The sequence below is a fragment of the Sphingosinicella sp. LHD-64 genome (genome assembly GCF_031157375.1).
Taxonomy (GTDB): domain Bacteria; phylum Pseudomonadota; class Alphaproteobacteria; order Sphingomonadales; family Sphingomonadaceae; genus Allosphingosinicella.
Genome location: NZ_JAVIFV010000004.1, coordinates 621,124 through 647,362, shown reverse-complemented (window position 1 = coordinate 647,362; position 26,239 = coordinate 621,124). Strand labels below are relative to the sequence as shown.

The 26,239-nt window shown below is 69.5% G+C and carries 38 protein-coding genes; 11 read left to right on the top strand and 27 right to left on the bottom strand.

The window, feature by feature from the left end; translation table 11 throughout:
• Positions 1–11 precede the first annotated feature (11 nt).
• The 10 genes from RCO27_RS16585 to RCO27_RS16540 form a co-directional block, all read right to left on the bottom strand.
• Complete coding sequence (locus tag RCO27_RS16585; protein WP_309003811.1) at positions 12–401, bottom strand: DUF3168 domain-containing protein; 390 nt, start codon at positions 399–401, stop codon at positions 12–14.
• Positions 398–595 (bottom strand): hypothetical protein, encoded by a 198-nt coding sequence (locus RCO27_RS16580; RefSeq protein ID WP_309003810.1) that lies wholly within the window; start codon positions 593–595, stop codon positions 398–400. Before RCO27_RS16580 ends, RCO27_RS16585 begins: the two co-directional genes overlap by 4 nt.
• 20 nt (positions 596–615) lie before the next feature.
• Positions 616–1,152: a phage head-tail connector protein gene (locus tag RCO27_RS16575; RefSeq protein WP_309003809.1), complete on the bottom strand. Its 537-nt coding sequence runs from the start codon at positions 1,150–1,152 to the stop codon at positions 616–618.
• Positions 1,149–1,427 carry a hypothetical protein gene (locus tag RCO27_RS16570; RefSeq protein WP_309003808.1) on the bottom strand — a complete coding sequence of 93 codons (279 nt, stop codon included), beginning with the start codon at positions 1,425–1,427 and terminating at the stop codon, positions 1,149–1,151. Before RCO27_RS16570 ends, RCO27_RS16575 begins: the two co-directional genes overlap by 4 nt.
• Positions 1,428–1,507: 80 nt before the next feature.
• Complete coding sequence (locus RCO27_RS16565; RefSeq protein WP_309003807.1) at positions 1,508–2,635, bottom strand: phage major capsid protein; 1,128 nt, start codon at positions 2,633–2,635, stop codon at positions 1,508–1,510.
• Between the two features lie 133 nt (positions 2,636–2,768).
• Complete coding sequence (locus RCO27_RS16560) at positions 2,769–3,047, bottom strand: GIY-YIG nuclease family protein (protein ID WP_309003806.1); 279 nt, start codon at positions 3,045–3,047, stop codon at positions 2,769–2,771.
• A gap of 91 nt (positions 3,048–3,138) precedes the next feature.
• Complete coding sequence (gene ppk2, locus RCO27_RS16555; protein WP_309003805.1) at positions 3,139–3,918, bottom strand: polyphosphate kinase 2; 780 nt, start codon at positions 3,916–3,918, stop codon at positions 3,139–3,141.
• 123 nt (positions 3,919–4,041) lie between these two features.
• Positions 4,042–4,425, bottom strand: a complete 384-nt coding sequence (locus RCO27_RS16550; protein ID WP_309003804.1) for an HK97 family phage prohead protease — start codon at positions 4,423–4,425, stop codon at positions 4,042–4,044.
• A 37-nt stretch (positions 4,426–4,462) separates the two neighbouring features.
• A complete protein-coding gene (locus RCO27_RS16545; protein ID WP_309003803.1) occupies positions 4,463–4,783 on the bottom strand; it encodes a DUF6127 family protein in 321 nt (106 codons plus the stop codon).
• 66 nt (positions 4,784–4,849) lie between these two features.
• A complete protein-coding gene (locus RCO27_RS16540; RefSeq protein WP_309003802.1) occupies positions 4,850–6,028 on the bottom strand; it encodes a phage portal protein in 1,179 nt (392 codons plus the stop codon).
• A 111-nt stretch (positions 6,029–6,139) separates the two neighbouring features.
• Between RCO27_RS16540 and RCO27_RS16535 the strand changes: the two genes are divergently transcribed.
• Positions 6,140–6,520: a PRC-barrel domain-containing protein gene (locus tag RCO27_RS16535; protein WP_309003801.1), complete on the top strand. Its 381-nt coding sequence runs from the start codon at positions 6,140–6,142 to the stop codon at positions 6,518–6,520.
• A 99-nt stretch (positions 6,521–6,619) separates the two neighbouring features.
• On the opposite strand, the gene RCO27_RS16530 is transcribed toward RCO27_RS16535, so the two are convergent.
• The 4 genes from RCO27_RS16530 to RCO27_RS16515 form a co-directional block, all read right to left on the bottom strand.
• Positions 6,620–7,936, bottom strand: coding sequence for a terminase large subunit domain-containing protein (locus RCO27_RS16530; RefSeq protein ID WP_309003800.1), 1,317 nt, complete (start codon positions 7,934–7,936; stop codon positions 6,620–6,622).
• Positions 7,933–8,460, bottom strand: a complete 528-nt coding sequence (locus tag RCO27_RS16525; protein ID WP_309003799.1) for a hypothetical protein — start codon at positions 8,458–8,460, stop codon at positions 7,933–7,935. Before RCO27_RS16525 ends, RCO27_RS16530 begins: the two co-directional genes overlap by 4 nt.
• Positions 8,461–8,630: 170 nt before the next feature.
• Positions 8,631–9,104: a hypothetical protein gene (locus RCO27_RS16520; RefSeq protein WP_309003798.1), complete on the bottom strand. Its 474-nt coding sequence runs from the start codon at positions 9,102–9,104 to the stop codon at positions 8,631–8,633.
• Between the two features lie 39 nt (positions 9,105–9,143).
• Positions 9,144–9,581 carry a hypothetical protein gene (locus RCO27_RS16515; protein WP_309003797.1) on the bottom strand — a complete coding sequence of 146 codons (438 nt, stop codon included), beginning with the start codon at positions 9,579–9,581 and terminating at the stop codon, positions 9,144–9,146.
• Positions 9,582–9,732: 151 nt separating this feature from the next.
• On the opposite strand from RCO27_RS16515, the gene RCO27_RS16510 reads away from it, so the two are divergent.
• The gene (locus tag RCO27_RS16510; protein WP_309003796.1) at positions 9,733–9,852 is read left to right on the top strand and encodes an entericidin A/B family lipoprotein; all 120 of its coding nucleotides are present in this window, start codon (positions 9,733–9,735) and stop codon (positions 9,850–9,852) included.
• Between the two features lie 99 nt (positions 9,853–9,951).
• Here the strand turns inward: RCO27_RS16510 and RCO27_RS16505 are convergent, their stop codons facing one another.
• Positions 9,952–10,146, bottom strand: a complete 195-nt coding sequence (locus RCO27_RS16505; protein ID WP_309003795.1) for a hypothetical protein — start codon at positions 10,144–10,146, stop codon at positions 9,952–9,954.
• Between the two features lie 195 nt (positions 10,147–10,341).
• Here RCO27_RS16505 and RCO27_RS16500 point away from each other — a divergent pair, with 195 nt between their 5' ends.
• On the top strand, positions 10,342–10,851 hold the full coding sequence (locus RCO27_RS16500; RefSeq protein ID WP_309003794.1) for a hemerythrin domain-containing protein: 510 nt from the start codon (positions 10,342–10,344) through the stop codon (positions 10,849–10,851).
• A gap of 10 nt (positions 10,852–10,861) precedes the next feature.
• Here RCO27_RS16500 and RCO27_RS16495 read toward each other — a convergent pair whose 3' ends face one another.
• Entirely contained in the window at positions 10,862–11,350 is a 489-nt protein-coding gene (locus RCO27_RS16495) for a peptidase inhibitor family I36 protein (RefSeq protein WP_309003793.1), read from the bottom strand.
• A 27-nt stretch (positions 11,351–11,377) separates the two neighbouring features.
• Positions 11,378–11,830, bottom strand: a complete 453-nt coding sequence (locus RCO27_RS16490) for a DUF6766 family protein (RefSeq protein WP_309003792.1) — start codon at positions 11,828–11,830, stop codon at positions 11,378–11,380.
• A gap of 138 nt (positions 11,831–11,968) precedes the next feature.
• Between RCO27_RS16490 and RCO27_RS16485 the strand changes: the two genes are divergently transcribed.
• The gene (locus tag RCO27_RS16485) at positions 11,969–12,688 is read left to right on the top strand and encodes a hypothetical protein (RefSeq protein WP_309003791.1); all 720 of its coding nucleotides are present in this window, start codon (positions 11,969–11,971) and stop codon (positions 12,686–12,688) included.
• Here the strand turns inward: RCO27_RS16485 and RCO27_RS16480 are convergent.
• Positions 12,685–13,305, bottom strand: a complete 621-nt coding sequence (locus tag RCO27_RS16480; RefSeq protein ID WP_309003790.1) for a TetR/AcrR family transcriptional regulator — start codon at positions 13,303–13,305, stop codon at positions 12,685–12,687. The genes RCO27_RS16485 and RCO27_RS16480 overlap by 4 nt on opposite strands.
• Before the next feature lie 100 nt (positions 13,306–13,405).
• Here RCO27_RS16480 and RCO27_RS16475 point away from each other — a divergent pair, with 100 nt between their 5' ends.
• Positions 13,406–14,230 (top strand): NmrA family NAD(P)-binding protein, encoded by an 825-nt coding sequence (locus RCO27_RS16475; protein ID WP_309003789.1) that lies wholly within the window; start codon positions 13,406–13,408, stop codon positions 14,228–14,230.
• Positions 14,231–14,293: 63 nt separating this feature from the next.
• Here the strand turns inward: RCO27_RS16475 and RCO27_RS16470 are convergent, their stop codons facing one another.
• From RCO27_RS16470 to RCO27_RS16445, 6 genes are all read right to left on the bottom strand, one after another.
• A complete protein-coding gene (locus tag RCO27_RS16470) occupies positions 14,294–14,677 on the bottom strand; it encodes a surface-adhesin E family protein (RefSeq protein WP_309003788.1) in 384 nt (127 codons plus the stop codon).
• Positions 14,677–15,255: a YqaA family protein gene (locus RCO27_RS16465; RefSeq protein WP_309003787.1), complete on the bottom strand. Its 579-nt coding sequence runs from the start codon at positions 15,253–15,255 to the stop codon at positions 14,677–14,679. Before RCO27_RS16465 ends, RCO27_RS16470 begins: the two co-directional genes overlap by 1 nt.
• A 32-nt stretch (positions 15,256–15,287) precedes the next feature.
• Positions 15,288–15,650 (bottom strand): PilZ domain-containing protein, encoded by a 363-nt coding sequence (locus RCO27_RS16460; protein ID WP_309003786.1) that lies wholly within the window; start codon positions 15,648–15,650, stop codon positions 15,288–15,290.
• A 119-nt stretch (positions 15,651–15,769) separates the two neighbouring features.
• A complete protein-coding gene (locus RCO27_RS16455; protein ID WP_309003785.1) occupies positions 15,770–16,447 on the bottom strand; it encodes a glutathione S-transferase family protein in 678 nt (225 codons plus the stop codon).
• A 61-nt stretch (positions 16,448–16,508) separates the two neighbouring features.
• A complete protein-coding gene (locus RCO27_RS16450; RefSeq protein ID WP_309003784.1) occupies positions 16,509–17,852 on the bottom strand; it encodes a DUF418 domain-containing protein in 1,344 nt (447 codons plus the stop codon).
• Between the two features lie 64 nt (positions 17,853–17,916).
• Entirely contained in the window at positions 17,917–18,411 is a 495-nt protein-coding gene (locus RCO27_RS16445) for a DUF6456 domain-containing protein (protein WP_309003783.1), read from the bottom strand.
• Positions 18,412–18,544: 133 nt separating this feature from the next.
• Between RCO27_RS16445 and RCO27_RS16440 the strand changes: the two genes are divergently transcribed.
• Both RCO27_RS16440 and RCO27_RS16435 read left to right on the top strand, forming a co-directional pair.
• Positions 18,545–19,129 (top strand): helix-turn-helix transcriptional regulator, encoded by a 585-nt coding sequence (locus RCO27_RS16440; protein WP_309003782.1) that lies wholly within the window; start codon positions 18,545–18,547, stop codon positions 19,127–19,129.
• An 81-nt stretch (positions 19,130–19,210) separates the two neighbouring features.
• Positions 19,211–20,242, top strand: coding sequence for an alpha/beta fold hydrolase (locus RCO27_RS16435; RefSeq protein WP_309003781.1), 1,032 nt, complete (start codon positions 19,211–19,213; stop codon positions 20,240–20,242).
• On the opposite strand, the gene RCO27_RS16430 is transcribed toward RCO27_RS16435, so the two are convergent.
• The gene (locus RCO27_RS16430) at positions 20,232–20,942 is read right to left on the bottom strand and encodes an NAD-dependent deacylase (RefSeq protein WP_309003780.1); all 711 of its coding nucleotides are present in this window, start codon (positions 20,940–20,942) and stop codon (positions 20,232–20,234) included. The genes RCO27_RS16435 and RCO27_RS16430 overlap by 11 nt on opposite strands.
• 37 nt (positions 20,943–20,979) lie before the next feature.
• Positions 20,980–21,321 (bottom strand): hypothetical protein, encoded by a 342-nt coding sequence (locus tag RCO27_RS16425; protein ID WP_309003779.1) that lies wholly within the window; start codon positions 21,319–21,321, stop codon positions 20,980–20,982.
• An 82-nt stretch (positions 21,322–21,403) separates the two neighbouring features.
• Here RCO27_RS16425 and RCO27_RS16420 point away from each other — a divergent pair, with 82 nt between their 5' ends.
• Positions 21,404–21,769 (top strand): DUF423 domain-containing protein, encoded by a 366-nt coding sequence (locus tag RCO27_RS16420; RefSeq protein WP_309003778.1) that lies wholly within the window; start codon positions 21,404–21,406, stop codon positions 21,767–21,769.
• Positions 21,770–21,806: 37 nt separating this feature from the next.
• Positions 21,807–23,807, top strand: a complete 2,001-nt coding sequence (locus tag RCO27_RS16415) for a sulfatase-like hydrolase/transferase (RefSeq protein WP_309003777.1) — start codon at positions 21,807–21,809, stop codon at positions 23,805–23,807.
• Between the two features lie 40 nt (positions 23,808–23,847).
• Here the strand turns inward: RCO27_RS16415 and RCO27_RS16410 are convergent, their stop codons facing one another.
• Positions 23,848–24,042 (bottom strand): hypothetical protein, encoded by a 195-nt coding sequence (locus RCO27_RS16410; protein WP_309003776.1) that lies wholly within the window; start codon positions 24,040–24,042, stop codon positions 23,848–23,850.
• 105 nt (positions 24,043–24,147) lie between these two features.
• On the opposite strand from RCO27_RS16410, the gene dapB reads away from it, so the two are divergent.
• Together dapB and RCO27_RS16400 are read left to right on the top strand one after the other, a co-directional pair.
• Positions 24,148–24,903 carry a 4-hydroxy-tetrahydrodipicolinate reductase gene (dapB, locus tag RCO27_RS16405; protein ID WP_309003775.1) on the top strand — a complete coding sequence of 252 codons (756 nt, stop codon included), beginning with the start codon at positions 24,148–24,150 and terminating at the stop codon, positions 24,901–24,903.
• A complete protein-coding gene (locus RCO27_RS16400; protein ID WP_309003774.1) occupies positions 24,903–26,237 on the top strand; it encodes an amino acid permease in 1,335 nt (444 codons plus the stop codon). The genes dapB and RCO27_RS16400 overlap by 1 nt, the downstream gene beginning before the upstream one ends.
• Positions 26,238–26,239 lie beyond the last annotated feature (2 nt).

The following is a 26,239-nucleotide window of genomic DNA, read 5'->3' as shown; positions in this document are numbered from 1 at the left end:
CGCCGCGGCCGCTAGTCGGGCGCCGCAAGCATCCGCGCGCGAAAATCGAGCACGCCAGCCCAGCTGGTGCCGTCCCTGACGGTCCGGCTGCGCAGGAAGTTGAGCGTCACGATCTGCCAGCCCTCCGGAAGCGGTTCGACCTCCCCGACAGCCGCCTCGGCCGCATCCATCAGCCGGCGCAGCCGCTCGGGCCGCTCGCCTTTGTCGCGGACGATCACGGCCAGGCGCAGCTCGCGCCCCAGCCCGGTCTTGTGGCCCCAGCCGACTTCCGGCCCAACCTCGACGGTCGCGTGCGGGAAGGCGGCCTGGACCGGCGCGCGCTCGTGCACCCCCGTCAGTCCCTTCACGCTCCGCAGTCGCTGGATCGCAGCCGCCAGGAGTGCCTCGCCGGCGCTGATCATCGCCTCGTCTCCACGATCCAGCGCAGGGCCGGATCGAGCGCCGTCCGGCGCCGCAAGCCCCGCCCCGACATCACGATCCCTTGATCCTCGACCTGCACCGTGACATCTCCCGGCGCGTCCGCCGCCATCTGCCGCGCAAGGTCCGCGCGGCGTTGGTCCGCAGCGCGCCGGGCGCGTACATCGATCCTGCGCATCAGTTGTTCGAACATCCCGCTCACCTCAATCGAAGCCGGCGCCACGGCCGCCAGAGCGCGGTCACGGCTGCCGGCGGCGCATGGTCGGCCGGCGCGTCGCGGTGCGTGTAGAGATGGGCGGCGAGGCGGATGATGCCGTGGCGCAGCGCCTCGGGCATGGTCGCGGCATTGCCTGTCAGCCCGGCCCGGTAATGCACGAGAACCCGCTTGGCCTCGATCGGCCGGACCAGCCGCACCCAGCCTTCGCCTGCACCGTCGATATCGACGGCAAAGGCATCTGCGGCGAGCGGGGTCTCCTCCCCGTCCGGCGCAAGCTCCGACACCGCCTCGATGGCATTGACCGGCGCGGTTCCCAGCCGCGCCCAGCGCATGGAAGCCGTCAGGATGTCCTCGACGGCGCGCGCGATCAGCAGCCGCCCGGTAAAGGCTTCGCAGGCCGCCGCGGCACTGCGCACCATCCCGGCCAGCAGCGCATCCTCCTCGTCGTTGAAGATCCTGAGGAACGCCTTCAGCTCCGGCAACGACACGGCCGCCGGCCCCGGTTCGGCGCCGGTCATCTGTCCTCTACCCGCAAGGTGATCGATCGCGCGTCGACGCTGCCGTCCGACAGCGTGACCCGGTTGCCGATGCTGTAGACGTGGCCGATCACGCCGCCACTCAAGCGCGCGCCGCTGCGGCTGCCATCAAAGCCTGATTCCTCCACGGCAATGCCACCTGCCTCGTCGGGCACGACCGCCCAGCTGCTCTCGGCGATTGCCTGGCCGTTCAGCTGCACGGCCCAGTCGATCGCATAATCGACCCGTGATTGCGGGTCCTTCAGATAAAACCCCATCGCCCCTCTCCCACTGGCCGCTCGCCCTGATGTGACTCCTCCCGGGCCTGCCCCGGAGGAGTCACATCGACTGGAGGGAGCTAGACCGCGAACTTCAGCAGCTTGATCGCCTCGGAGTTCATCACCTGCCCGCCGACCCGCCGCGTCGCGTAGAAGTGGACGAATGGCTTGTTGGTGAAGGGGTCGCGCAGGATCTGCGTCTCGCCCCGCTCGGCGATCAGGTAACCCGCCCGGAAATTGCCGAACGCGACCGACAGCGAATCCGCCGCCACGTCCGGCATGTCCTCGGCCTCCACCACCGGATAGCCGAGCAGGGTATCGGGCTGTCCCGCCACCAGCCCAGGCTGCCAGATGAACGCGCCGTCCGACGTCTTGAACTTGCGGATCCGCGCCGCGGTCGCCGAGTTCATCACGAACGCCGCGCCCTGTCGGTAGGGTGAGCGCAGCGCCTGGACGAGGTCGATCAATTTGTCCTGCGGGTTGCTCGCCGGGAAATTGCCGGCGACCCCCGTGGTGAGGAATTGCAGCGTCCCGAACGGCCGCACCCCGTCCGCCGTCGCCGCATTGGGCGCGGCGAGGAAGCCGCGCGGCTTGTTCGTCCCGTTGCCCGAGATGAACGCCGCACCCTCGGCCCGCGCGAACTCCATCGCGATCTCGTTGGCCAGCCACGCCTCGACATCGAACGCCGCGTCGTCGAGCATCGCCTGGCTCGCCGCCGGATTGGCGTAGAGGTCGCCGAACGGCGGCGCGATCTCGTTGAAGGTCGGCGTCGCCGTCTCGGCCCGCGCCCCCGTCTCGCTCGCCCAGCCTGACGGCGTGCCGCCCGAGGTGACGAGCTTGCGATAGCCGCTCGATCCCACCTTCACGACATTGGCGATGGCCCGGATCGGCGAGACCGCCGCGAGCGTCCGCTCGATCGCCGCGTCGATCTCCTCCGGCACCGCATAGCCGCCCGCCGCATCGCTCGCGCCGGACAATGCCTTCAGCTCCAGCCCCGCCTCGAGCCCCTTGCGCAGATAGCGCTCGACGAACGGCGAGGCATTCGCCGCCTTGACCCCGGACAGCGCCGGCCGCGCGTCCGCCAGCGCCTCCGCCTCCACCCGCGCCTTCAGCGCCGCCACCTCGCCGCGCAACGCCGCGACGTCATCCGCTTCCCGCTCCAGCGCCTCGAACGACGCCTCCAGCGCATCCGCCTTCACCTCGATCATGTCATCGTCTCCTCACTACAAATGAAAAAGCCCCCGCCAATCCCGGCGAGGGCGATGCAATTCGAATTCGTCGGGCATTTCGGGAGGCGCCTCACCTCCTCGTCACCCCCGCGAAAGCGGGGGCCCAGCTTCTTCACAGGCCTATGAGATGCTCATAGAGATCCAGCCAATCGCGATTGTCTCGCTCGATCAGCTCGATCTTCCACTCGCGTCGCCATTTCTTGATGGCCTTCTCGCGCGCGATGGTCGGATATTCCTCAACATGAACGAGCCGGTTCACGCGGTAGCGATCAACGAAGCCGCTGGGCCGCTCGCGATGCTGCGATACTCGCGCGCGTAAGTCCGCCGTGACGCCCGTGTAGATCGTGCCGCGATAACGGTTCGCCAACAGGTAGACCCAACCGCCTCTCAATACTCATTCCTCCACACCGAAATGCCAAAAAGCTGGGTTCCCGCCTTCGCGGGAATGACGTTAAGTTTGTCCACCGGTCGGTGTTAGATCTTTAGCCGACCGGAAACTCCGGGATCGGCTTCACCACCCCGAACTTCTCCTTGAGCGGCTTGCCCTTGAGCGCGGGGAAGCTCACCTTCGCCGCCGGCAGCTTCAGCTCGGGCAGCCGGTCGAGCAGATCCCGGATCAGCGTCAGGCGCCCCAGCTTCTGGTCGTTGAAGTCGATCAAAGTCCACGGCGCGACGTCGCTGTGCGTCGCCGCCAGCATCTCCTCGCGCGCCCTGGTATAGTCCCCGTATTTCTGCCGCGCCTCGAGGTCGATCGGCGACAGTTTCCAGCTCTTCAGCGGGTCGTTCAGCCGCTCGGCGAACCGCTCTTCCTGGCGTTCCTGGTCGCAGCACAGCCAGTATTTGAAGAGCAGGATGCCGTCATCGACGAGCTGCTTCTCGAACGCCGGCGCAGTGTCAAGGAACGCCACCGCCTGCTCCTCGCTGCAGAAGCCCATCACCCGCTCGACCCCGGCGCGGTTGTACCAGCTGCGGTCGAACAGGGTGACCTCGCCTTTCGCCGGCAGGTGCGCGACGTAGCGCTGGAAATACCATTGCGTCGCCTCGCGCTCGGTCGGCTTGGCGAGCGCCACGACATGGCATTGCCGCGGATTGAGCGTCCCGGCGATCGCCTGGATCGCCCCGCCCTTCCCCGCCGTGTCGCGTCCTTCGAAGAGGATCACGACCCGCTGCCGGGTCTCGTCGACCCAGTGCGCCATCTCGATCAGCTCTTCCTTCATCGGCGCGAGCAGCGCCTCATACTCCTTGCGCTTGAGCTTCCCCATGGCCGGGCCACCCCTTCTTGCCGTCACCCCGGACTTGATCCGGGGTCCACCTTCTTCTCGTGCACATTGGCTGAAAGAAGGTGGATGCCGGGTCAAGCCCGGCATGACGAAAGGATGCCGCTCTCAAGCTTCCACCATATGCACCCGCGCCCGCGGCTGCATGGGCAGCGTCACAAGACTCACCTCAACCAACTCCAGCTCCGTCAGCTCGCGCGGCCCATCGCCTCGCGCACCCCGTACCCGATAGCCGAAGCTCAAGCCCCGGACCGCGCCGGCCTTCACCAGCCGCGTTGCCCGCGCATCCACCAGCCGCCCGATCACCCGCAAACCGCGCCGGTCCTCCTTCAGATACTCCACCCGCCCGATCGGCCGCGCCGGATCGTGCTGCCAGAGCAGCGGCACCGCCCCGGCCCCGCGCCCGAGGGTCCGCGCAAACGCCCCCGCCCGCACCACGTCCCCGCCCCGGTCCGGCCGGTCGAACACGGCGGCATAGCCCGCAAACCGCACGCCAGTGCGCCCCGGCGCAGGCCGGGGCCCAGCCCGGTCAGACACGCATCAGCTCCAGCAGCCCCATCTTCACCACCATTCCGGCGACGAGCAACGCCAGCACGATCCGGACCGCCCAGCTCACCATTGCCTTCCACGCCGAGGCCTTGGCGTCCCGCCAGGCGCGCAGCAGCTCGCGCAGGTCGTCCATGTCGCGCCGCGCCTCCTCGTCGGTGAGCCCCAGCGCGGCGAGCGCCCGCTCCGCCCCCACCCCGCTCGCCTCCTCGATCAGGGCGCGCAGCGTCACCATGTCCGCGCCCTGCCCTTCCGCCTGCGCGACGAGCAGCGCCAGCATGGCGGCCTGACCATCGTTCGCCATTTTCTCGATCCTCCGAAAGGCCGCCACCCCAGCGGAGGCTGGGGTCTCATGGAGACCTGATGAGCCTTATTGTCCTGAGATCCCGGCTTTCGCCGGGATGACGAATTCAGTTTTCTCCCCGGGCGCGAAACCGAGCATCTCGCGTTTCTCCGCGTCGCTCAGGAAATCTGCTGCGCTCACCTGCCGCCACAGCCGCTCCCGGTCCTCGGCAAGCGCGCTGATCCGGTCGACGTCGACGGACAGCCTCAGTCCCGGCCACCACGCCGCCAGCGCGTCACCGATGCTGCGCAGCATTTTCTCCGCCATCGGCAGCACGGTCAGCCGCCACAGCGCCCGGTTCGCCTCGCGATAATTGGCGTAGGTCGAGTCCCCCGGCAGCCCGAGCAGCATCGGCGGCACGCCGAAGGCCAGCGCGATCTCGCGCGCCGCCGCCGCCTTCAGCCCGACGAAATCCATGTCCGCCGGCGTCAGGCTCATCGCCTGCCATCTGAGCCCGCCCTCGAGCAGCAGCGGCCGCCCGGCATTGCCGGCCCCGGAAAACTGTGTCTCCATCTCGGCGCGCAGCCGCTCGAACTGGTCAGCCGACAGCGCCGCCCCGTCGCCCGCCTCGTAGACCAAAGCCCCCGACGGCCGCGCTGCATTGTCGAGCAGCGCCTTGTTCCACGTCGCCGCCGCATTGTGGACCGCCACCGCGCCCGCCGCCGCGCCCAGACACCCCAGCCCGTAATGGTCGTCGAGCGGATGCGCCGCCTTCACATGGACCAGCCCCGGCCGTCCCAGCCCGTCGCGCGCAGCGATCCGGCTCCCCCTCACCTGTCCTGAGCCTGTCGAAGGGCCGACCTTGTAGACGTAGGCCGCCGGCCAGCCGTGCGCGTCCGCCTCGACTGTCACCCGCTCGGGCCGCAGCGCGAACAGCTCCGCCGCCCGCCCTTCCCCGTCCTGCACGATCTGCACGAACGCATTGCCGTGCAACAGCAGCTGAGTCGCCGCCGTCTCCAGCAATGCCGGCGTCACCAGCGCCACAGCCGGCACGTCGGCGCCCTCCACCGCATAGACCGGCGCGCCCGCCACACTCTCCGCCACCAGCCGCACCGCCCGCTGCGCCACCGGATTGCCGAGATAGGCCTCGCGCACCTGCGCCTCGTAGCTCCGCGGCCAGGGCTCGGCGGCGAACAGCCCGCGCAGTCCCGCAAACAGAAACGGCCGCCCGGTCTCCCGGACGGCCTTGCGGCCAAACCATTTCATGCTCGTCTCCTGTTTCGGCCCTTCCGCCGGAAAACCATCCCCGGCCCGGAACGTGCGCCGCTCCAAGCCGTTGAATCCAAACTCCTAACCTCGAACCAAAGGAGCTGCTCCATGGCCCATCAAACCGACGTCACCGCCACGCTCGCGCGCAGCGAGTCCGGCGATCTGATCGCCTCCGACCGGGTCGAAGGCACCGCCGTCTACAACCGCCAGGGCGAGAAGCTCGGCAGCATCAAGAACTTCATGGTCGGCAAGCGTACCGGCCGCGTCGATTATGCGGTGCTGAGCTTCGGCGGCCTGTTCGGCCTCGGCGAACGCTACTACCCGCTCCCCTGGGACGTGCTCGACTACGACACGCAGCAAGGCGGCTATGTCGTCGATCTCGACAAGGCGAAGATCGAGGGCGCGCCCTATTACGAGCCCAACCAGGAGCCGACCTACGACCGCATCTACGGCGAACGCGTCTACGGCTACTACGGAGTCCCCTTCTGAGGGCGCCGTACCCAAGCCCTGCTCGTCACCCCGGATCCAATCCGGAGTGACGGGCAGCGCAGTTGTTGGACGATCCAGCCCCTCCCGGCGCGCGAACGCCTAGAGTGCCCGGACCCGCGGCTCCTTCGCCACTCCGCCCGTCAACTCCGCCATCGCCCAGACCATCGCGTCGGCTCGGTCCGGGCTCCGTCCCGGTCTCCCATGGTCACCGCCGGCGACCAATCCGCACAGCTCGTCCTCCAGCGCCGGGAACGCCCCGGCAAACAGCGCCTTGCCGCGCTCGAACAGCAGCGCGACCGGATCGGCCCGCTGCGCCTTGCCGTAGCGCGCCGTCACCGGCCGGACCGGCAGCGCCGCATCGACGCCGCGCAGGATGCTCTCCACCATCGCCCCGCCCTGGTTGGTCTCGGCCACGATCCGGTCGGCACCCCAGCTCGCCGCCGCATCCGCGACCGCCCGCGCCCAGCCCTCCGGCGATCGTCCCGCGACGCTGCAATCGTCGAGCACATAGCCGATCCCGTCCACGCCCAGTCCGCACACCACGATGCCGCACGTCCCGGCGGCGCCGGCGGGCGGGTCGACGCCCACCAGCACCCGCCGGAACGTGTCGGGGGCCCTGGCCCGCCGCTTCTCGATCAGCGCGCGGGTCCACAGGGCGCCCTCGACCTCGTCGAAGAGTTCGCCGTCCAGTTCCTGCCGGCCGAGCCGGGTGCCGCCATAGGTCTCCACCATCAGGTCGACGAAGTCGGCCGACAGCGTGATGTTGCGGTCGGTCCGCCCGGTCGTCACCACCGTCCGCCGCCCGCCCTTCAGCCGCTGGAGCAGCGGGATCGGCCGCGGCGTCGTCGTCACCAGCGCCCGCGGCCGCGGGCCGGCGCGCAGGCCGAACTGCAGATTGTCCCAGGTCGCCTCGGGCCGCGCCCATTTGGCGAGCTCGTCGCACCAGGCGAAATGATGCTGCGGCCCGCGCAGCCCGTCCGGATTCTCCCCCGAATAGCAATAAGCGACGCTGCCGCCGCGCCAGCTGAGCCGCCCAAGGCTCGGCTCCCATCTGGGCCTCAGCCCGTAGCGCTTGCCGACCGCGATCAGCCCGCTCTCGCCCTCGATCATGACCTTGCGGACCTCGTCGATCGTCGCGCCGACCAGGGCGATCGCGCACCCCTTTCGTCTGGTCGCCAACCCGGTGATCCACTCCGCCCCGGCCCGGGTCTTGCCGTAGCCGCGCCCGGCCATCATCAGCCAGGTTCGCCAGCCCTCGCCGTCCGGCGGATGCTGGCCGTCATCGGCCCAGCTTTCGAAACTGACGTCGAAGCGCAGGACGTCGGCCGGCGTCATTTGCGTCAGCAGGCGCCACGCCGTCGCGGCGTCTGTGCCGGCCAGCAGCCGTGCCTGTTCGGCCATCGGGTGACGGCTCATGCCGCGTCCGTTGCGTCGCCCTTCCCCGCCTGCCGCCCGGCGTCCGTCGCGATCCGCTTGCGCAGCCGCTCGATCCGTTCGGCGAGGCGCACGCGCACTTCCTCGATCTCCTCGGGATCATGCTCCTGCTCTGCCTCGATCGCCGTCTCGCGGTGGAGCCGCAGCAATTGCAGCGCGATCGCGTTCGGATAGTCCCGCGTCTCGTCGACGGAGCCGTCCGCCCGCCGCACGGTCTTCACCGTGCCGTTCATCATCCGCTCCAGCATGGCGAGCTCGAGATTGGCATAGGCCTCGCCCACCGTCGCCGCCCAGCGCGCGCGGAACGCGGCGGATTTCTGGCGCCGTTCATAGACCGCGGCCTTGCTCACCCCGGCCCGCCGCGCCGATTGCGTCACATTGCAGGTCGCCGCCAGCGCGGCGAGAAACTTGTCCTCCTTCGCCTTGGTGAATGCCCTGGGCTTGGGCTTCTGCAACTGCGGCCGCCCGAACGCCGCCCGGGTCAGCTCCGCCTTCCTCAGCGCCATCACCCCTCTCCTCAAAGAAAAAGCCGGCCGCGGCGAACGCCGCGCCGGCCACCCAAGAAAAACGGCCCGGGGAGCGGGCCGTGCGAATCAGCTACATTTGCCCAGCTTGCGTGATGAGTACCATATCAGCGTCACGCTGTCAACAGAAAAGTGCCAATATGGTAAAAACGTCAACGCTCTCTCCTGCCGCCCTCGGCTGAAAAGGCGGCGCGCAGCCGCGCTTCCTCCTGCTCGATCGACTGGACGAGCTCCGCCATGTCGTCGGCGATCCCGTCCGCCGAGCCGTTGATCGACTCGTACAGCGCATCCGCCGCCGCCGGCTCGTCCGTCGCCTGGTACAGCGTGATCGAGTTGAAATTGATGTCGCTGCGCGCATGGGTCGCGACGCGGCGGGCCGACAGGGTTGCCCAGCCATAGGCGCGTTCCTCCATGACGCCTTTGCCGCCGACGATGACCAGCTCCAGCCCGTGCTGGCGCAGCGCAGGGCACAGCCGGTCGTACGTGTCGAACGAGAAGCCCTTGTCGCGAATGAGCGCGGCGATCGCTTCGTCCGCCCCGTAGCTGATCGCGCAGGACCCGGCCTCCGCATTCGATTGCGCTGTCAGCATCGCCGCGGCGATCGCCGCGAAACCCGGTCCCCCCATCGGTTCCTCCCCTTGCCTGATGCTTCCCGGCCGGTGACCTTACCGCGCCTGCGTCGCCCATTCCACGATCAGCGCGCTTGCCTCGCCGTATCGGGTCCAGGCGTCCGCATCGTTGTCGTGCGCGCAGCCGAAATCGAGACGCAGCGATCTGGCCTCGCGGCCGCGTTCCCAGCTCAGCCCGCCCATCGCCTGATCGGTGATGCCGCCGGCGTCGCACGGCATCTCCTCGAGGCCCTCGAGCGGCGCAAGCAGGCTGCGGACGCGCGCGAATCCCTCTGCCCCCGCGTCGAACCGCCCGGACTCCTGCCGCCCGCTCTCCGTGCTTTCATAGTGCCCGCGCCCCGTTCGGTCGATCGACCAGGTCGTGCGCCCGCCGGTCCAGCCGTTGCCGAAGCCGCTATAGGCGATCCGGTCCGGTGCCTGGCCCCCCGCAGGACCCGCCGCCGCCAGGGCGATCGCGACAAGGCTGTGGAACATGATGACGCGCCTCCTGCTCTGGCGCCGATCATAGGCCGCCGCCCTGACCGGAGGCTTATGAGTCTGGACCTTAACGCTCCGCCCACCGCCTCGCATATTGCGACGGCGGCGAAACGGTGTCAGAGATTCGCGCGTGGAAAGGGAACTCGCAATGCGTATCATCACCGTCCTGCTGGGCGCCGCCATCCTCCTCACCGCCTGCAATACGGTGCGCGGCATCGGCCGCGACGTGGAGTCGGTGGGCGAGACGGTCGCCGACACCGCCGACTGAGCCGCGGCCGCCCTCTGGCGTGCACGTCGGGGATTCTGTCCCCGGCGCCTGCCTTGTGGACAGGCAAAAGGATCGGTGCACAATCCGATAAGGGGGGAACTAGGCCGCGCTGCGCTGTTCAGGCATCGGCTGCGCGGGTGCGCCCCGATCCTCCGCCCCGCCGAAGGCGAGGTCGAAATAGCGGCCGGCCAGCTGGAAATGGGCCCAAGCGGCGCGATCGTCCGTCGCCTCGTCGCCCAGCGTCAGCTCGGCCTCGGCGCGCGCCAGGTAGTAATCCTTGTGGTCGGGCTCCATCGCCTCGTTTCCCTCCCTCGCGTTGATGGCCGAAGCTCAACCGGCGCAGGCGGCGCTGGTTCCGCACTGCACTATTGCACCGCAACATTCCGTCGCAGAATCCGGCATTTCCGTCGCGCGCGGATACCAAAAGGCGGGCGATGCGTTCTTCCCTGTCGCAACGATGCCGCCCAGCGGCACTTGGGGAGGGCTGCCATGGCCAATGCCGAGTTCGCCGATGCGATCGCCGTGCTTCGCGCGGGACATCGCACGCTCGAAAACCTGTTCCAGGCCTTCGCCCACGCGCGCGACCGCGCCCGCAAGGCCCGCCTCGCCCGCCAGATCTGCACGGAACTCAAGATCCACACGCTGATCGAGGAGGAGGTCTTCTATCCCGCCTTCTCCGGCCGGATCGACGGCGTCACCCTTGCCGCCATCTGCGCCGGGCATGACGGCGTCATGCGCCTCGTCGACGCGATCGAAGCCGGTGACGACGGTGACGCCTGCGAAGGCCGGATCGCCGCCCTCCGTGCCGAGATCGCCCCTCAGGTGAAGAAGCTGGAGCGTCCGTCCAACGGCCTGTTCGCCCGCTGCCGCCGCACCGGCGTCGATCTCCTGGCGCTGCGCGACCGCCTCGTCGCCCGCAGGGACGAGCTCGCCGCCCGGGCCGAACGCGACGGCCTGCCACCGATTCGTCTCGCCAGGCCGCGGCCGATCCCCGCCTGACCCTTGCGCCTTAATGCGGCTTGGGCGCTCCCTCATGTGCGGCACCGTGCGGCGCCGCGGCCGCGCAGACCACCCTCAGCGCGCTGACCCTGTCGTTCCAGCCGGCCCCCGCGTCCGCCACGGCGCCCGTAAAATTCCGCCGCGCGCCCCCATAGTTGATGTTCTCATACCCGATCAGCCGGCATCCGCTCGCGCAGGCGACCGATGAGATCCGGTTGTCCCACGCGCGGCCCAGCCACTCGACGGACGCCCCATCCTGCACGTCCGCCCGTTGCCCGGCAAAGCCCGCGTCCGCGAAATAGGCGCAGCCGCGAAAGCCGATCTCGGGTCCCGGCACGGCCGCTTCCTGCACGATGTCGCGGCCCGGATGCGGTCCGCGCGTGTCATGTGCCGGCGGCGCCTTGCGCGGCGGGTCGGCCGCCAGCGATGGCGACAGCAGCAAGGCCGCGCCGCTCAGCACGCCAACCGCAAAAACCGCCCATGTCCGCGTCGCACGCATATCGCTCCTCCCCGAACGAGGGTCATTCTACCCCGCCTGGCCGGCCGCCGCCACATGGGGCACGCCACGTCCGGCCGATTTGGCCAGCTCGGCTTCGTGTCCATGCGGCCGGGCATGGCCGCCGGTGCGCAGATAGTGACGGTCGATCTCGTCGATCAGCGCCTCCGCCTTCTCGCCGCCGTTCATCCGCAGCAGCGCGTCGATCTTCGCCTCCAGCCGATCGTCATTCTCCTTGGAAGCCGGCGAGCCGATATAGAGGAAATAGGCCAGCCCGACGACCTGCCAGATCAGCTGGAGGAATTCGGACTGCCAGTTCTCGAACGTGTCGCGCCCCATCTCGGCGAGATAGCCGGAAAGCTCGGGCGACTGCCCATGCTCGCGCGCCTCGTCGACGAAGGCATACCAGCCGAACAGCCAGTGCAGGCCGAACGAGATCAGGAAGAAGGCGAGGGTGATCCAGGCATAGGCGTAGCGCTTCATCGCGGTCTCTCCGGTGAAGGTTGCGCAGGCGGAACGCCGGCCTCGAGCCGCGGTTTCGCGAAGCGGCTGATCCGCCTGCGAAACCTTCGCGCGACCCAGCCGTTCAGGGCGCGCTCAGGCCGTTCATGGAACTGTGAAATGATGAGACGAGAGTTTACCGGCATGCTCCTCGCAGCGGCGGTGCTCGCCGCTCCCGCGACGGCTCAGCAACCCGAGCGGCCGCTCGGCGATCTGCTCGAAAGCCTTCCGCCGCCGGAAGCAGCGCAGCGCAGCGAAGCTGCGCCTCGGGAACCGTCGCCCAGGATCGAAGAGAACGGCCCGGCGATCCCGATCGTACGCCCGCCGCCTTTCTCCGCGACACCGCCGCCGTTGCCGCCGCCGTTGCCGCCGCCGCCCACCGTCACGCCCGGCCATGTCGGCACGATGGATCTGCCCCCCTCGTCGGTGACCTATGATATGCCCGCGCCGGCCGCGGACGTGCCGCTCACGGAAACGCCGGTCGTCGCCGTCGAGGCTCCGCCCGCTCCGGTCGGCACCGACACCGCCGCCAATGCCGAATGGGCGGCGCTCCAGGAACAGCGGCGCCAGGAAATCAACGCGGTCGAAAGCCCGGTCGTGGCGCGGCTCAACGCCAATATTGCGGCCGAGCAGGAGGCGGCGCGGCAGCGCGCCGAGCAGGCGCAGGCCGACTATGAGCAGGCGGTCGTCGATCGCGAGGAATCGATCCGTCGCACCGAGGAGGAGCATCAGGCGGCGATCGCCGCGCATGATGCCGAAGTCGCCCGCCGGCGCGCAGCCTACGAGGCGCAGGTCGCCGCCTGCCTCGACGGCGATCGTCAGGCCTGCGAGCCGCGCTAGCGCGCTGACGGGAGGCCGGCCGGTATCTCCGGCAACATCGCCTTGAACAATGCCAGGGAGCGCTCGGCCTCGTCCGGAGCGAGGACGAGGGCGTGGCGGACGGCGGCGGCGATGAGGACCATGGCGATGTCGGCGAACGTGCCGCGCAGCGTGGCGTCGACCTCCGGAGCGACGCGGGCCAGGGTGTCGCCCAGGAGAGACGCCAGATGTGCGCCTTCCTGCGCGTCCCGGGCCTGGAGCGTGCGATCGGCTTGCGTCGCCTGCCAGATCGCGCGCATCACCGGGGCGTCGGCGAACATCCGGTAATAGCCGTCGACGATCCGTCCGAGCGCGGGCTTCACGTCCGAGACGGCGGCGACGGCCGCGAGCTCGCCCTCGACGCAGGCGCGGCCGATCGCATCATAGCGCGCGGCGAGCGTGCCGACGATCGCCGTCTTGTCCGGGAAATATTGATAGAGCGAGCCGAACGGGACGCCGCTCCGCGCGACCACGTCGCTCATCCGGAACTCCTCGCTGCCCTTCTCGACCAGCAGCTCGGCGGCCGAGGCGAGAATGCGCTCGAACCGCTCCCGGCTGCGCTGCTGGGTCGGCACCAGCGTCGCCTTTCCCGTCGCCATTCCAGTCTCCTCGAATCCGCTTGACGAATCAAATACGAGAGTTTATCGGCTTTTGCAAATACGAGATTATCTCGTATTTCCGAGCAGAGGATATCCAGCCATGACCAGCCAGGCCCCCGTTCTCATCATCGGCGCCACCGCCAAGACCGGCGTCCGCGTCACCGACCGGCTCACCGTACGCGGCATCGCCACCCGCGCCGTTTCCCGCTCGAGCACTCCCGCCTTCGACTGGACCCGGCCCGAAACCTGGGCGGACGCGCTCGACGGCGTCTCGAAGGCCTATGTGACCTACCAGCCCGATCTGATGGTCGACGGCGCCGCCGACGACATCGCCCGGCTCGGCGCGATCGCGCGCGACAAGGGCGTCGGCCAGATCGTCCTCCTCTCCGGCCGCGGCGAGCCCGGCGCGCAGCGCGCCGAGCGGGCGCTGCAGGAGTCGGGCGTCCCCTGGTCGATCGTGCGGGCGAGCTGGTTCAACCAGAATTTCAGCGAAGGCTATCTGGTCGACAGCATCCTCGCCGGCGAGGTCGCTTTGCCCGCCGGACCGGTGCCGGAGCCGTTCATCGATGCCGACGACATCGCCGACGTCGCCGTCGCGGCGCTCACCGACGACCGCCATCTCGACCGGCTCTACGAAGTGACCGGCCCGCGCGCCCTCACCTTCGCCGAGGCGGTGGCCGAGATCGGTGCCGCGGCCGGCCGCGACATCCGCTATGCCGAGATCGGCGGCGCGGATTTCGCCGCGGCGATGCGGCCGCACGTGCCCGGGGACGTCATCGCGATGCTGATGGAGCTGTTCACCGTCGTCCTCGACGGACGGAACAGCGCCGTCGCGCATGGCGTCGAGGAGGCGCTGGGCCGCAAGCCGCGCGACTTCGCCGACTATGTCCGCGCCACCGCCGCGACCGGCGTGTGGCAGGCCTGAAGCCGATCGACTTCTGGAAGCTCCCCTCCATGCGAGCAGGGAGGGAGCTTCCTCGCCGAGAACCTACCGTGCCGGCGTCTCGCAAATCCGGCGCAGCATCGCGGCGTCCTCCGGCCGATCGCCGATCGGCTGGACCGGCTCCTCCTCGACGGAGAGATCGCGGGCGGAGAGCTGCCGATCGTCCTCGCCATAGGTTTCGAGGCGCGTCATCCGTCCGTTCCGGGCGGCGCAATCGACCTGCCAGTGGGCGATCATCGCGCGCATGCCGGTCGCCATGGTCCGCTCGAACAGGCCGCGCACCCGGAACCGGACGACGTCGCCCTCCCGCGCGATCCCGTTCGCGTCGACAAAGGTCTGGACGAACCCGCCCGGCGCGTCGATCGCCTCCCAGGCCGGGACGGCCGCGGCCGGCGGGATCGCGAGGAGCGATGCGAGCAGCGGCACCATCACAGCAGCGCCACCACGCCGAAGCCGGCGACCAGCGCGATCAGGAACAAGGTCCCGATCAGGTTCATCCGCCGCTCGATGAACTCCTGCATCGGCGCGCCGTAACGGTGGAGCAGGAAGGCGATCAGGAAGAAGCGCGCGCCGCGGGTGATCGTCGCGGTCAGCAGGAACAGGCCGAAATTGAACCCGGCGATGCCGCTCGCGATCGTCACCAGCTTGAACGGGATCGGGGTCATGCCCTTGATCAGGATGATCGCCGCGCCCCATTCCTGATACCAGAGCCGGAACTCGCCGATCCCCTCGCCCATGCCGTAGAGCCGGATCAGCCACTGGCCGACGCTCTCGTAGAGGAACATGCCGATCGCATAGCCGAGGACGCCGCCGAGCACCGAGGAGATCGTGCAGATCGTCGCGATCCGGTAGGCCTGTTCGCGCCGGGCGAGCATCATCGGCACCAGCATCACGTCCGGCGGAATCGGGAAGAAGGAGGATTCGGCGAAGGACACGGCCGCCATGTACCGGTCGGCGTGGCGGTGCCCGGCCAGCCGGAGCGTCCAGTCGTAAAGCGCGCGGAACATGAAGGGCCCTGAAAATGGTCGTCGACCGGGCCTTAGCGGCGAACCTCGCGCTCCGCCAGCATGGCCGACGGTCCGTCCAGAACCGCGCGGGTCCGGCTCATTGCGACGAGCAGGGCGGTCGCGCTGATCGGCGTCTGGAAGATGAGGCCGAAACGCTGGCCTCGGACCCACACCACCCGCGCGGCGCATTCGAGGTCACCGGCACGGAAGGTCACCGCCCGGCCCTGCGGCGGCGGGGTCCGGCTCTGCGCCAGCGCGCCGCCTTGCGAAAGATCGCAGAGCACGGCCGGAAGAAAGACGTTGCCGTCGCGGATCGCGGCGGGCAGCCGCATCGCGTAGCGCCGCTCGCGACGCCGGGACCGGGCGCCGGCGTGCGCCGAAGGATCAAGAGGCATGAGAGTCCCCGCTGGTATTCGCGGGCCCTAACGCCTTTCCGGCCCGCCGGATGCAGGCTGAAATTGCGTTAACTCTATTTCTTCGGCGAACGGCAAGATGTGCGCGACGGACCGAATTGTCAGGCCGCCGCGGGCGCCACCGCGGCCGGACCATCGGGCAGGAACCGCGCCAGGAATCCCGTCTCGCGTTCCAGCTGAGTCGCGTAGCTCGGCCGCGCCAGCATGGCCGCGGCATAGCGGGCGAGACGCGGATGGGTCGCCGGGTTCACCGCGATGCCGAGGTGGTGGAAATTGGCGAACGGGCTCGCCACCGCGATGTCGGCCAGGGTGAGCCGGTCGTCCACGAGGAATCCGCTGTCCGGGATCACACTCTCCAGATAGTCGAACAAAGGCGGCAGTTCCTCGCGCTCGGCCTTCTCGGCCGCCACCAGATCGCCCTGCCGGCCGGTGAGTGGCGCGACGATGCGGTTCCAGAACATCTTGCGCCCGCAATCGAACAGGATCGTGTCCATGAACTCGTCGAACCAGATCGCCCGCGCCCGGGCGCGCGGCTCCGTCGGAATCAGGTTCGGCTCGGGCCGGAGCGCCTCCAGATAGGAGATGATCGCCGAGGAATCGGAAATCAGGAAATCGCCGTCGCGCAGCGCCGGGATCTTGCGGAACGGGCTGCAGGCCAGGAAATCCGGATTGTCCTCACCCGGCCGGACGATCTGGTTCTCGACCGCGACCCCCTTCTCGGCCGCAAAGGCGACGACCTTGCGGACGAACGGCGACAGGGACGACCCGTAGATGATCATGGCAGCGACTCCTGGTTGCGTTTCCATCTGCAACCTTCCTAGCGCCGCTTGGCCCCGCCGCTCAAGACGCAGCGGTGCGACGGAGCGGTGGCTTCTGCAGATAGGTCAGCCAGCGCCACACCCATTCGACCGGGCCGAAGCGGAACGCGCGCAGCCAGACGACGCTGAAGACGAGCTGGAACGCCCAGGTGGCGAGCACGACGTAATAGAGCTGATAGCGTTCGAGCTGGTTGTACCAGCCGAGGCCGACGAACAGGGCGGCCGCGATCACCGACTGCATCATGTAGTTGGTCACCGCCATCTGCCCCACCGCGGCGAAGGCGCGCCGCACCGGCCCGAGCATCCCCGCGCGCACGAACAGCAGCAGCACGCCGAGATGCCCCATCGTCATCGCCAGCCGCCCGACATCGTAGCTGATGTTCGCCTGGGCGAAGGAAATCGCGCTGAACTGGTGATCGATGATCCAGCGCGTCTCCAGCACATTGACGGTGATGCCGATCGCGTAGCCCGCCACCATCATCGCGACATAGAGCCGGGTCGAACGCTCCAGGGTCAGCACGCCGAGGCGGAACAGCCCCATGCCGATCAGCATCATCCCGAACATGTCGAAGAAGAAGCGATAGAGGCCCCAAGTCTGCCAGACCGCGTTGATCCGCGCGACCTGACGGAAAGCCGACACATACCCGCCGCGCATCGCCTCGGTCATCCGCTGCATGCCCTCCGGCGTCGCCTTGAAGGCGGTGCGCGCGCCTTCCCACGCGCCGAGCGCGGCGTCCTGCCCGGGGGTCAGCTCGGCGCCGCTGTCATAGGCCGCCTGCGCGGCGATCGCGGCGTCATGCTTCGCGATCAGATCGAGCGTTTCGTATGTGCTCCAGGCGGCGGCGAGCAGCAGCACGAAGATGCCGAGCCCGAGCAACCTTCGCGGCGGGAGCTTGCGGAAGGCGAACAGGAACAGGGCGGCGACGCCGTAGGCGTAGAGGATGTCGCCCCACCACAGGAACAGGAAGGCGTTGATGAAGCCGAGCGCGACCAGCCAGAGGCTTCGGCGGAAATAGATGTCGGCGGCATCGCTCCGCCCGGAGGCTTCGAGCCGGGAGGTCAGCAGGATCGTGCTGGCGCCGAACAGCATCGAGAAGAGCGCGCGCTGCGTCCCCTCGACGCCGATCTGGCCGACGATCCAGACCAGCAGGTTGGCGCCGGTCGCGCCGCCGGCATTGGTCGGGTTGACCTGGGAATCGGGCAGGCCGAAGCCGACGATGTTCATCAGGAGGATGCCGAACAGGGCGACGCCGCGGACGAAATCCAGCGCCTCGATCCGTTGCGCGGCCGGCGCGGCCCGGACCGGCATCGGTGCGTCCATGATGCGCGTCGGCTCCTCGCCTTCCCCCGCGGCGGTGCTGGCCATCTGCTCCCTCCCCGCCGCCCTTTTCGACCGGGATCGTTTCGGCGGCAAGACGGATTTGAAGCGCTCATCTCATCCGGTAGTGATCGGCCAGCCGGTCGAGCGCGAACCCGAGCACCAGCCGCCCGGCGCGGGCCGGCCAGCCCAGGGCCCGCTCCGCATCGCGCATTCCCTCGCCGGCGCAGACGATCCGCCAGAGGATGTCGCGAAGGCCCGGCCCGGCCGTGTCGATCGCCTGCTCGAACCGGCGCTTCGCCGCGAGCTGGGCTTCCGTCGGATTGGTGGGCGCGAAGGGCGCGGCGCGATTGCGGCCCGGCGAAGCGGCGTCCCAGCGCATCGTCACCGACGGCGCGAGCTGGGCGCGCTCCCAGTCCGCCCGCAACTGCTCGCCGGCATCGAACTGCCGATCGCTCACCAGGCCGCGTGCCTTCAGCCAGCCGAGCGGCGATTCCGCCAGGTTGACGGTGACCGACCGCGCCGGGTGCCGGCCGGTGCCGGTGCCCCGCTTGCGCTCCGCCCCGTCCTGCGGCAGCGGCCGCTCCGCCAGCAATCTGTTCCGCATGTCTCTCCCCCGACTCGCTTGCAGAATCTACTTGCCATTCCGGCGCACCTGTAGGAAAGAGAAATAACCGTATCGGTTCGCATATGAACTGGTCCGGTTCGGCGCAAGTCACGCAAAGTAAAGAGGACGGCCCATGATCACCCGCATCCGCGAAGTCCGCCGCGCCAGGAGGATGACCCTGCAGGACGTCGCCGACCGCTGCGATCCGCCGACGACGCCGCAGACGATCGGCCGGCTCGAGACCGGCACCCGCACCGTCTCGGTCGGCTGGCTCAACCGGATCGCGCGGGCGCTCGGCGTCGAGGCGGGGGACCTGGTGCAATTGCCGGACCGCGCCGACGTGCCGATCGCCGCGACGCTCGACCATGACGGCGCCCATGCCCCGCGCCGGACCGGCGTGGTGGTGCCGCCGCAGACCGCGCCCGGGCTGGTGGCGGTCACCGTAGGCTCGGGCGTCGGCGACTATCGCAGCGGCGACGAGATCTGGCTCAACCGGCTGGCACCCGAGCAGTTCGCCGGCGCGCTCAACCGCGACATCCTCGTCCCCCGCCCCGCCGGCCGCTTCCTGTTCGGCCGCCTGATCGGGCGCGAGGAGCCTGTCCCGGGGCAGCCCGGGGGCAAGCTCCACATCCTGCCGCTGGGCGCGGGCGGGCGGCAGACGGTGGTCACCGACCCGCCCTGGGCCGCGGTGGCTGTGAAGCTGATCCGCAGCCTGTAGCGCCGGCAGCGCCGCCGGTACCGGGAAGAGCACAGGTTGAAAACCGGCGCGTTCCGGGTCACGCCTTGAACGGGAGGGGCCATGCCGGACATTCGCGTCTTCTTCGTCACCAACCGCAACCACCTGCCCGACAACAAGGAGGCGGTGTTCGGGGCGCAGTTCAATCCGGACGGGGTGGCGGCGCTGCGTTTCGGCTATGCCGATTACGGCGTCGGCGGCGGCAAGCCCGCGTTCCAGTCGGTCTTCGTCTATCCCGAGGCGAAGGCCGATGCGCCCGCGGAAGGCTTCGCCCGGCAGGGCAGTGCCGGCTTCCTCGACGATCTGCGCGCCGCGATGGGCGACGAGCGTTCGGACACGCTCGTCTTCATCCACGGCTTCAACGTCACCTTCGTCGAGGCGCTGCATGCCGGCGCGCGGCTCGGCCATCAGGTGACGATCGAAAAGCGGCGGCTCAACGTCGTCGTGTTCAGCTGGCCGGCGGACGGCAAGGCGATCCCCTGGATGTCCTACTACAGCGACCGCGAGGACGCCCGTTCCTCGGGCGCGGCAATCGCCCGCGCCTATCTGAAGCTGCACGACTTCGTCTGCGGCCTGAAGCCGGACGACTATTGCAACCGCAACCTGCACCTGCTCGCCCATTCGATGGGCAATTACGTGCTGCGCCAGGGCCTGCAGGCCTTGCTCTCCAAGGAACCGCGCCGGCTGGTGCGGCTGTTCGACGAGATCGTGCTGGCCGCGCCCGACGAGGATGACGACGCCTTCGAGACGGACGGAAAACTGCGGCTCCTTCCGCAGATCGCACGGCGCATCACCCTCTATCACAACAGCCGCGACCGGGCGCTGCTCGTCTCCGACAAGACCAAGGCCAATCCCGACCGGTTGGGTTCGGACGGCCCGCGCATGCTCGATCTGCTGCCCAGGAAGATCGTCGTCGTCGACTGCCGCCGCGTGGTGCCGGCGAAGGGCGACAGCGACATCGCCTATCACAGCTACTTTCTCACCTGCCCACCGGTCTCCACCGACCTCACCGCGACGCTGGCGGGGGCGGAAAGCGGCCTGATCGGCAATCGCGAGGTGGTCCGGCCCGATCTCGTCTACCGGATCATGGGGTAGGCGCGAGGATCTCGTCGACCCAGGCCGGCACCAGCGCGCCGGCGTTGCCGATGCGGCTCTCGTGGAAATGCGTGCTGCCGAGGCTCGGCTCGAGGTTCATCTCGAGCGTCCGGGCGCCGACATAGCGGGCGGTCTGGACGAAGCCGGCGGCGGGATAGACGTTGCCCGAGGTGCCGATCGAGACGAACAGGTCGGCGTCCATCAGTGCCCGGTCGATCCGGTCCATCTCGTAGGGCATCTCGCCGAACCAGACGATGTCGGGCCGGAGCCCGCCGCCCGTGCCGCAGCGCGGACAAAGCGGATGGTGGCCGAGATCCGCTTCCCAGCGCGACCGGGCGTCGCAGCCGCGGCACCAGGCGGACCTGAGCTCGCCATGCATGTGCAGCACCCGCGTCGCGCCGGCGCGCTCGTGCAGATCGTCGACATTCTGGGTGACGATGAGGAGGTCGCCCGGCCAGGCCGCGTCGAGCCGGGCCAGCGCCGCGTGCGCCTGGTTGGGCGCGACCGTCTTCAGGTTGGCGCGCCGCGCATCGTAGAAGCGGTGGACGAGCACGGGATCGCGCGCGAACGCCTCCGGGGTCGCGACGTCCTCGACCCGATGCCCTTCCCACAGGCCGTCCGGCCCGCGGAATGTGGCGAGACCCGATTCGGCGGAGATGCCGGCGCCGGTCAGGACGACGATGTTGCGGATGTCGGTCATCCGGCTCCCTTAGAGCCGAAATCGGGCGGCGGCTATTTCAGGCCGCGTGGTCGGGCGATTCGCCGGGCAGCATCGGCGCCGCGAGGAACCATTGCTCGGCGAGCGCGCCGAGCTCCTGCCCGACGTCGCGCAGGTCGGCCTCGCGCCGCGTCCAGTGCGCCCAGCGCAGGCGGAACAGGGCAATCGAGATCGATTCGAGGCGCGCCGCGGCGGCCTGGTTGCCGATCCGGGCGAAGTGATACTGGGCGCGGCCGATCACGCCCTCGGTCCCCGGCGGCAGGAGGCGGGCGTCCGAGTCGAGCAGGCGCTGCAACGCGCCGTGGACCGCGCCGTAGCGGCTGCCTTGCCAGGCCTGCTCAGAGATGTGAATCGCCCCCATCGCCGACCTCCTTTCCAGCTTTCGGTTAAGAGACGGTTATCCAGGTCTTCATCCGGCGCGTTTTCGGCGCTATCGGGCTCACATGATCGCAGAGGCCCGGCTCGCATTGCTCCTCGGCGCCCTTCTCGCCGCGTCCGGCGTCGCGCTGGGGGCGTTCGGGGCGCACGGACTGAAGGCCGTGCTCGACGCGGAACGGCTCGGCTGGTGGCATACGGCGGTCCAGTACCAGCTCTGGCATGCGATCGGCCTCGTCGCGATCGGCGCCGCCGCGCTGCCGGGAACGCGCGGTGTCGCGATCCTGCTCGGCCTCGGCGTGCTGCTCTTCTCGGGCTCGCTCTATGTGATGGCGCTCGCCAACATGCGCTGGCTCGGCATGGTGACGCCGCTCGGCGGCGTCGCGATGATCGCCGGCTGGCTGCTCCTTGCCTGGCGCGTGCCGAAGGGCTGACAACCGAGTCTTAAGCCCTCGCCGCTATCGGGGCGGGATGCGCGCCGAGACCGCCTCTTTTGCTGCCAAGGCCGGGCCGCGCCTGTCATGGGCCACGGCCTCCCGCCTCACCCTGCCCGCCGCCATCCTGGCGACGCTGTTCGTCGAGCTGGCGCTGGCCGAGCGCAAATACGGGATCTTCGGGGGCGGCTTCGGCCAGTCGCAGGCGCTCGACACGCCGCCCGCGATCGCCGCCTTCCTCATCGCCCTGCTCGCCTGCCAGGCGCTCGTCTTCGCGGCGCTCTACCGCCTCGTCCGGCGCCTGCACGGGCGCAAGGCCGACACCCCGCTCTTCCACTTCAACTATGCCTTCTTCGTCGGCGGCGGCGCGATCGGGCTGACCATCGCGAAATATCAGGCCCTCTCCTATTTCAGCGACGCGATGAGCCTCCAGATCGTCCGCAACCTGGGCGGCGGGAGCCTCGCCGACGCTTTGCTCTACAGCCTGAGCGAGGCCGGCCTCGTCGTCATCGCCGGCCTCGGCGCGGCCGCGCTCTATGTCCTCGCACGTTTCCTCCTGCGTCGTGCCTGGCAAGGTTCGGTGCCACTCCCGGACCGCTACCGGATCGGCGCCGGCCGGCTCCTGACCGGCTTCTTCGCCGCCGCCGCGCTCCTCTTCGGGGTCAACCGGATCGACGAGGCCCGCGCCGCGCTGGCGCGCTTCAATGCGCCGCTCGCGATCGGCACGCTGCTTCACGAGGCGACGGACTTCGACCGGGACGGCTGGAGCTTCTACTCCTACCCGATCGACGGCCAGCCGTTCGACGGGACGCGCCACCCTTATGCGCTCGACATCCCGAACAATGGCGTGAACGAGGACGGGATCGGTGGCGATTTTACCTTCACCGGCGAGCTTGCCGAGGCGCCGGCGCCGGTGATCGCCGGACGCAAGCGCAATGTGATCCTGATCGTGCTCGAAAGCACCCGCGCCGACGCGATCGGGCGGCAGGTGGACGGGCGGCCGCTGACCCCGGTCCTCGATGCGCTGGTGGCCGGGGGCAGCGCGGCACGCGCCGCCTATTCCCATGTCGGCTTCACCACCGCCTCGCTGCAGAGCCTGTTCTCGGGCGAGTTGGCGCCGGTCGACGACCGCCAGTCGCTGGTCCGCGATTTCCTCGCCAATGGCTACGAGGTCGGGGTCATTTCCGGCCAGGCCGAGGATTTCGGCAACACTGCTGCGCTCACCGGCATGCGCCGCGGCGCGCTGTTCATCGACGGCACGATGCTCAAGGACGAGCGCGCCTCGACCTTCGCGGCGCAGGGATCGATCAACATCGACGGCAAGATCCTGCTGCGCGAGTTCGACCGGGCGCTGGGCAGCCGCGTGGCCTGGGCACGGCCCCGCTTCCTCTATCTCAACCTGCAATCCGCGCATTTCCCCTATTACGGGCCCGGCATGGACCGCATCCTCGCCGGCGACCCGATCCCGCGCGGCGAGATCGCGCTCGCCACCCGCGACCGGGTCGAGCGCACCTATCTCAACGCCATCGCCTACAACGACCGGCTGATCGGCGCGCTGATCGGGCGGCTGCGGCGGCTCGGCGTGCTCGACGAGACGCTGATCATTGTCACCGCCGACCATGGCGAGTCGCTGTTCGACGACGGCTTCCTCGGCCACGGCCACATGCTGAACGATCAGCAGACGCGGATTCCGTTCATCCTGAGCGATCCGGGCGTGCCGCTCGACCGGCCGATCGGCCTCGCCGACATGCGCGGGATCATCCTGCGCGCCGCCGGCGCCGATCTCGCGGGCGCGCCGGACGGGAAGGTCTTCCAGTATCTCGGCACGCTCGACCGGCCGATCGCGATCGGCCTGGTCGATCCGGCCGGCGCCCGCACGACCTTCGATCTGTTCCGGAACCGTTTCTGGACCGACCGGAGCGGCCGATGGAAGCGCCATGACGAGCTGGATGAGGTTGAGCGGGCCGACGCGGACCGGCTGGTCCATGACTGGGCACGGGAGCGCTGGCTGAGGCACTTGCGGGCCGGAAGCCGGTAGCAGGCCCCGGCGCGACCGGCGCCGGGGCTATAACGAAACGTCAGTTGTTCTTGGCGGGCGTGTCGATCTTCACGTCGGCCTTGATGTCGGTGCCATCGCCGCCGTTCATCAGATTGCCTCCGAAGACGAAGAACAGGGCGACGATGATCGCCAGCAGCAGGACCACGGCGATCAGCACGCCGCTGCCGCCACCGCCCCCGTTGGTCACGATCACCTCTTTCTCACGTTCGGCCATGTCAGCCTCCTTGTGATTCACGGATTGGGCGCCCAACGCGGGACGGCGTTGGCCTGTTCCTCGTCGGGCTTGCCCCGGCCGCGCCGGTCGCCCATGAAGCGGGCCATGGTGCGGATCGGAATTCTGGGCGCCGGGGGCCGGATGGGCCGCGCGATCGCCGAGGCGGCAACCGGCGCCGGCGCGATCGTCGCCGGCGGGATCGACCGCGGCGGCGTGGTCCACGGCGATCGTGCCTCGCCCGACGCTCTGGCGGCGGCGAGCGACGTGCTCGTCGATTTCACCGCTCCCGGCGCGCTCCAGGTGCATCTCGATGCCGCGGCCAAGGCGGGCACCCCGATCGTCGTCGGGACGACCGGGCTCACGCCGGCGCATTTCGAGGCCGTCGCGGCGGCCGCCGGACGGGTGGCGGTGCTGCAGACCGCCAACACCTCGCTCGGCGTCAACCTGCTCGGCGCGCTGGTCGAGGAGGCGGCGCGGCGGCTCGGCCCCGACTGGGACGTCGAGATCGTCGAGATGCATCATCGCCACAAGCTCGACACGCCCTCCGGCACCGCCCTCTTGCTCGGCGGGGCGGCCAACCGGGGCCGCGGCGCGGCGGACGGCGCGGCGCTCAACCGCCTCGACCGCATGCAGGAGGGGCCGCACGGACGCGAGGAGGGCGGAATCTATTACGCATCCCTGCGCGGCGGATCGGTCGCCGGCGACCATCAGGTGATCTTCGCCGGCGAGGGCGAACGGATCGAGCTCGGCCACCGCGCCGAGAGCCGCGCGATCTTCGCCCGCGGCGCGGTCAAGGCCGCGCTCTGGCTCGCCGGCAGGCCGGCCGGACGCTACACCATGATCGACGTGCTGGGCCTTTGATGGCGGAGCCGCCGGAGAGCCAGCCTTCCCTCGTCCGGCGGCTCGGGCCGTTCGACGTCACCATGCTCGTCATGGGCGGCATCATCGGCTCGGGCATCTTCGTGAATCCGGCCGAGGTGGCGCGGCATGTCCATACCCCGCTGCTGATCGTCGGCGTCTGGCTGATCGGCGGGCTGATCGCGATCGCCGGCGCGTTCGTCTATGCCGAGCTCGCGGCGCGGCGGCCGAGCGTCGGCGGCCAATATGCCTATCTGCGCGATGCCTGGGGGCCGGTGCCGGCCTTCCTCTACGGCTGGTCGCTGCTTCTCGTCATCCAGTCGGGCGGCATGGCGGCGGTGGCGATCACCTTCTCGCGCTACTTCCTCGACCTCACCCATCTCGGCGTTCACGAATCCGTGCCGGCGGTGGCGGCGCTGGTGCTGCTGACCGCGATCAACTGCCTCGGCGTGCGCGCCGGCGGCACGGTGCAGACCGTGCTGATGGTGCTCAAGATCGGCGCCATCATCATGCTCGTGCTGTGCGGCCTCCTCCTCGCCCAGGCCTTTCCGGCGAGCGCCGACGCCCCGCCCCCGCCGGCCCCGCCGCTCGGCACGCTGGCCGCGATCGGCGCCGCGCTGACGCCGGTGATGTTCGCTTACGGCGGCTGGCAGACCTCCAGCTTCGTCGCCGGCGAGATGCGCGATCCGCGTCGCGACCTTGCCCGCGGCCTGCTGTTCGGCGTGATCGGCGTGGTGACGCTCTATGCGCTCGTCGCGCTGACCTGCGTGGTCGTGCTGGGGCCGGCGGGGCTCGCGGCATCGCCGACCCCCGCCACCGCAGTGATGCGGCTCGCGCTGGGAGAGACCGGCGCCACCCTGATCGCGCTCGGCATCGCGATCTCGGCGCTCGGCTTCCTGAGCCAGGGCATGCTCACCACCCCGCGCGTCTATTTCGCGATGGCGGAGGACCGGCTGTTCTTCCGCGGCATTGCCGCGGTGCACCCGAAAACGCATGCGCCGATCGCCGCCATCCTGCTGCAGGGCGCCGCCGCCACCGTGATCGCGCTCTCCGGCACCTATGGCCAGATCCTGAGCTATGTCGTCTCGGTCGATTTCATCTGGTTCGCGATGACCGGCGCGGCGCTGCTGGTGTTCCGCAGGCGCGATCCCGCGCCGGCCTCGTTCCAGGTGCCCGGCCATCCCTGGACGACCCTGTTCTTCGTCGTCGCCTGCGCGGTGACGGTGATCGGCACGATCTGGAACCATCCGGTCAACAGCGCGATCGGCTTCCTCATCCTGCTCGCCGGCGTGCCGGTCTGCCTCTGGTGGCTGCGAAGGCGGAAGCTCGGCGCGTGAGG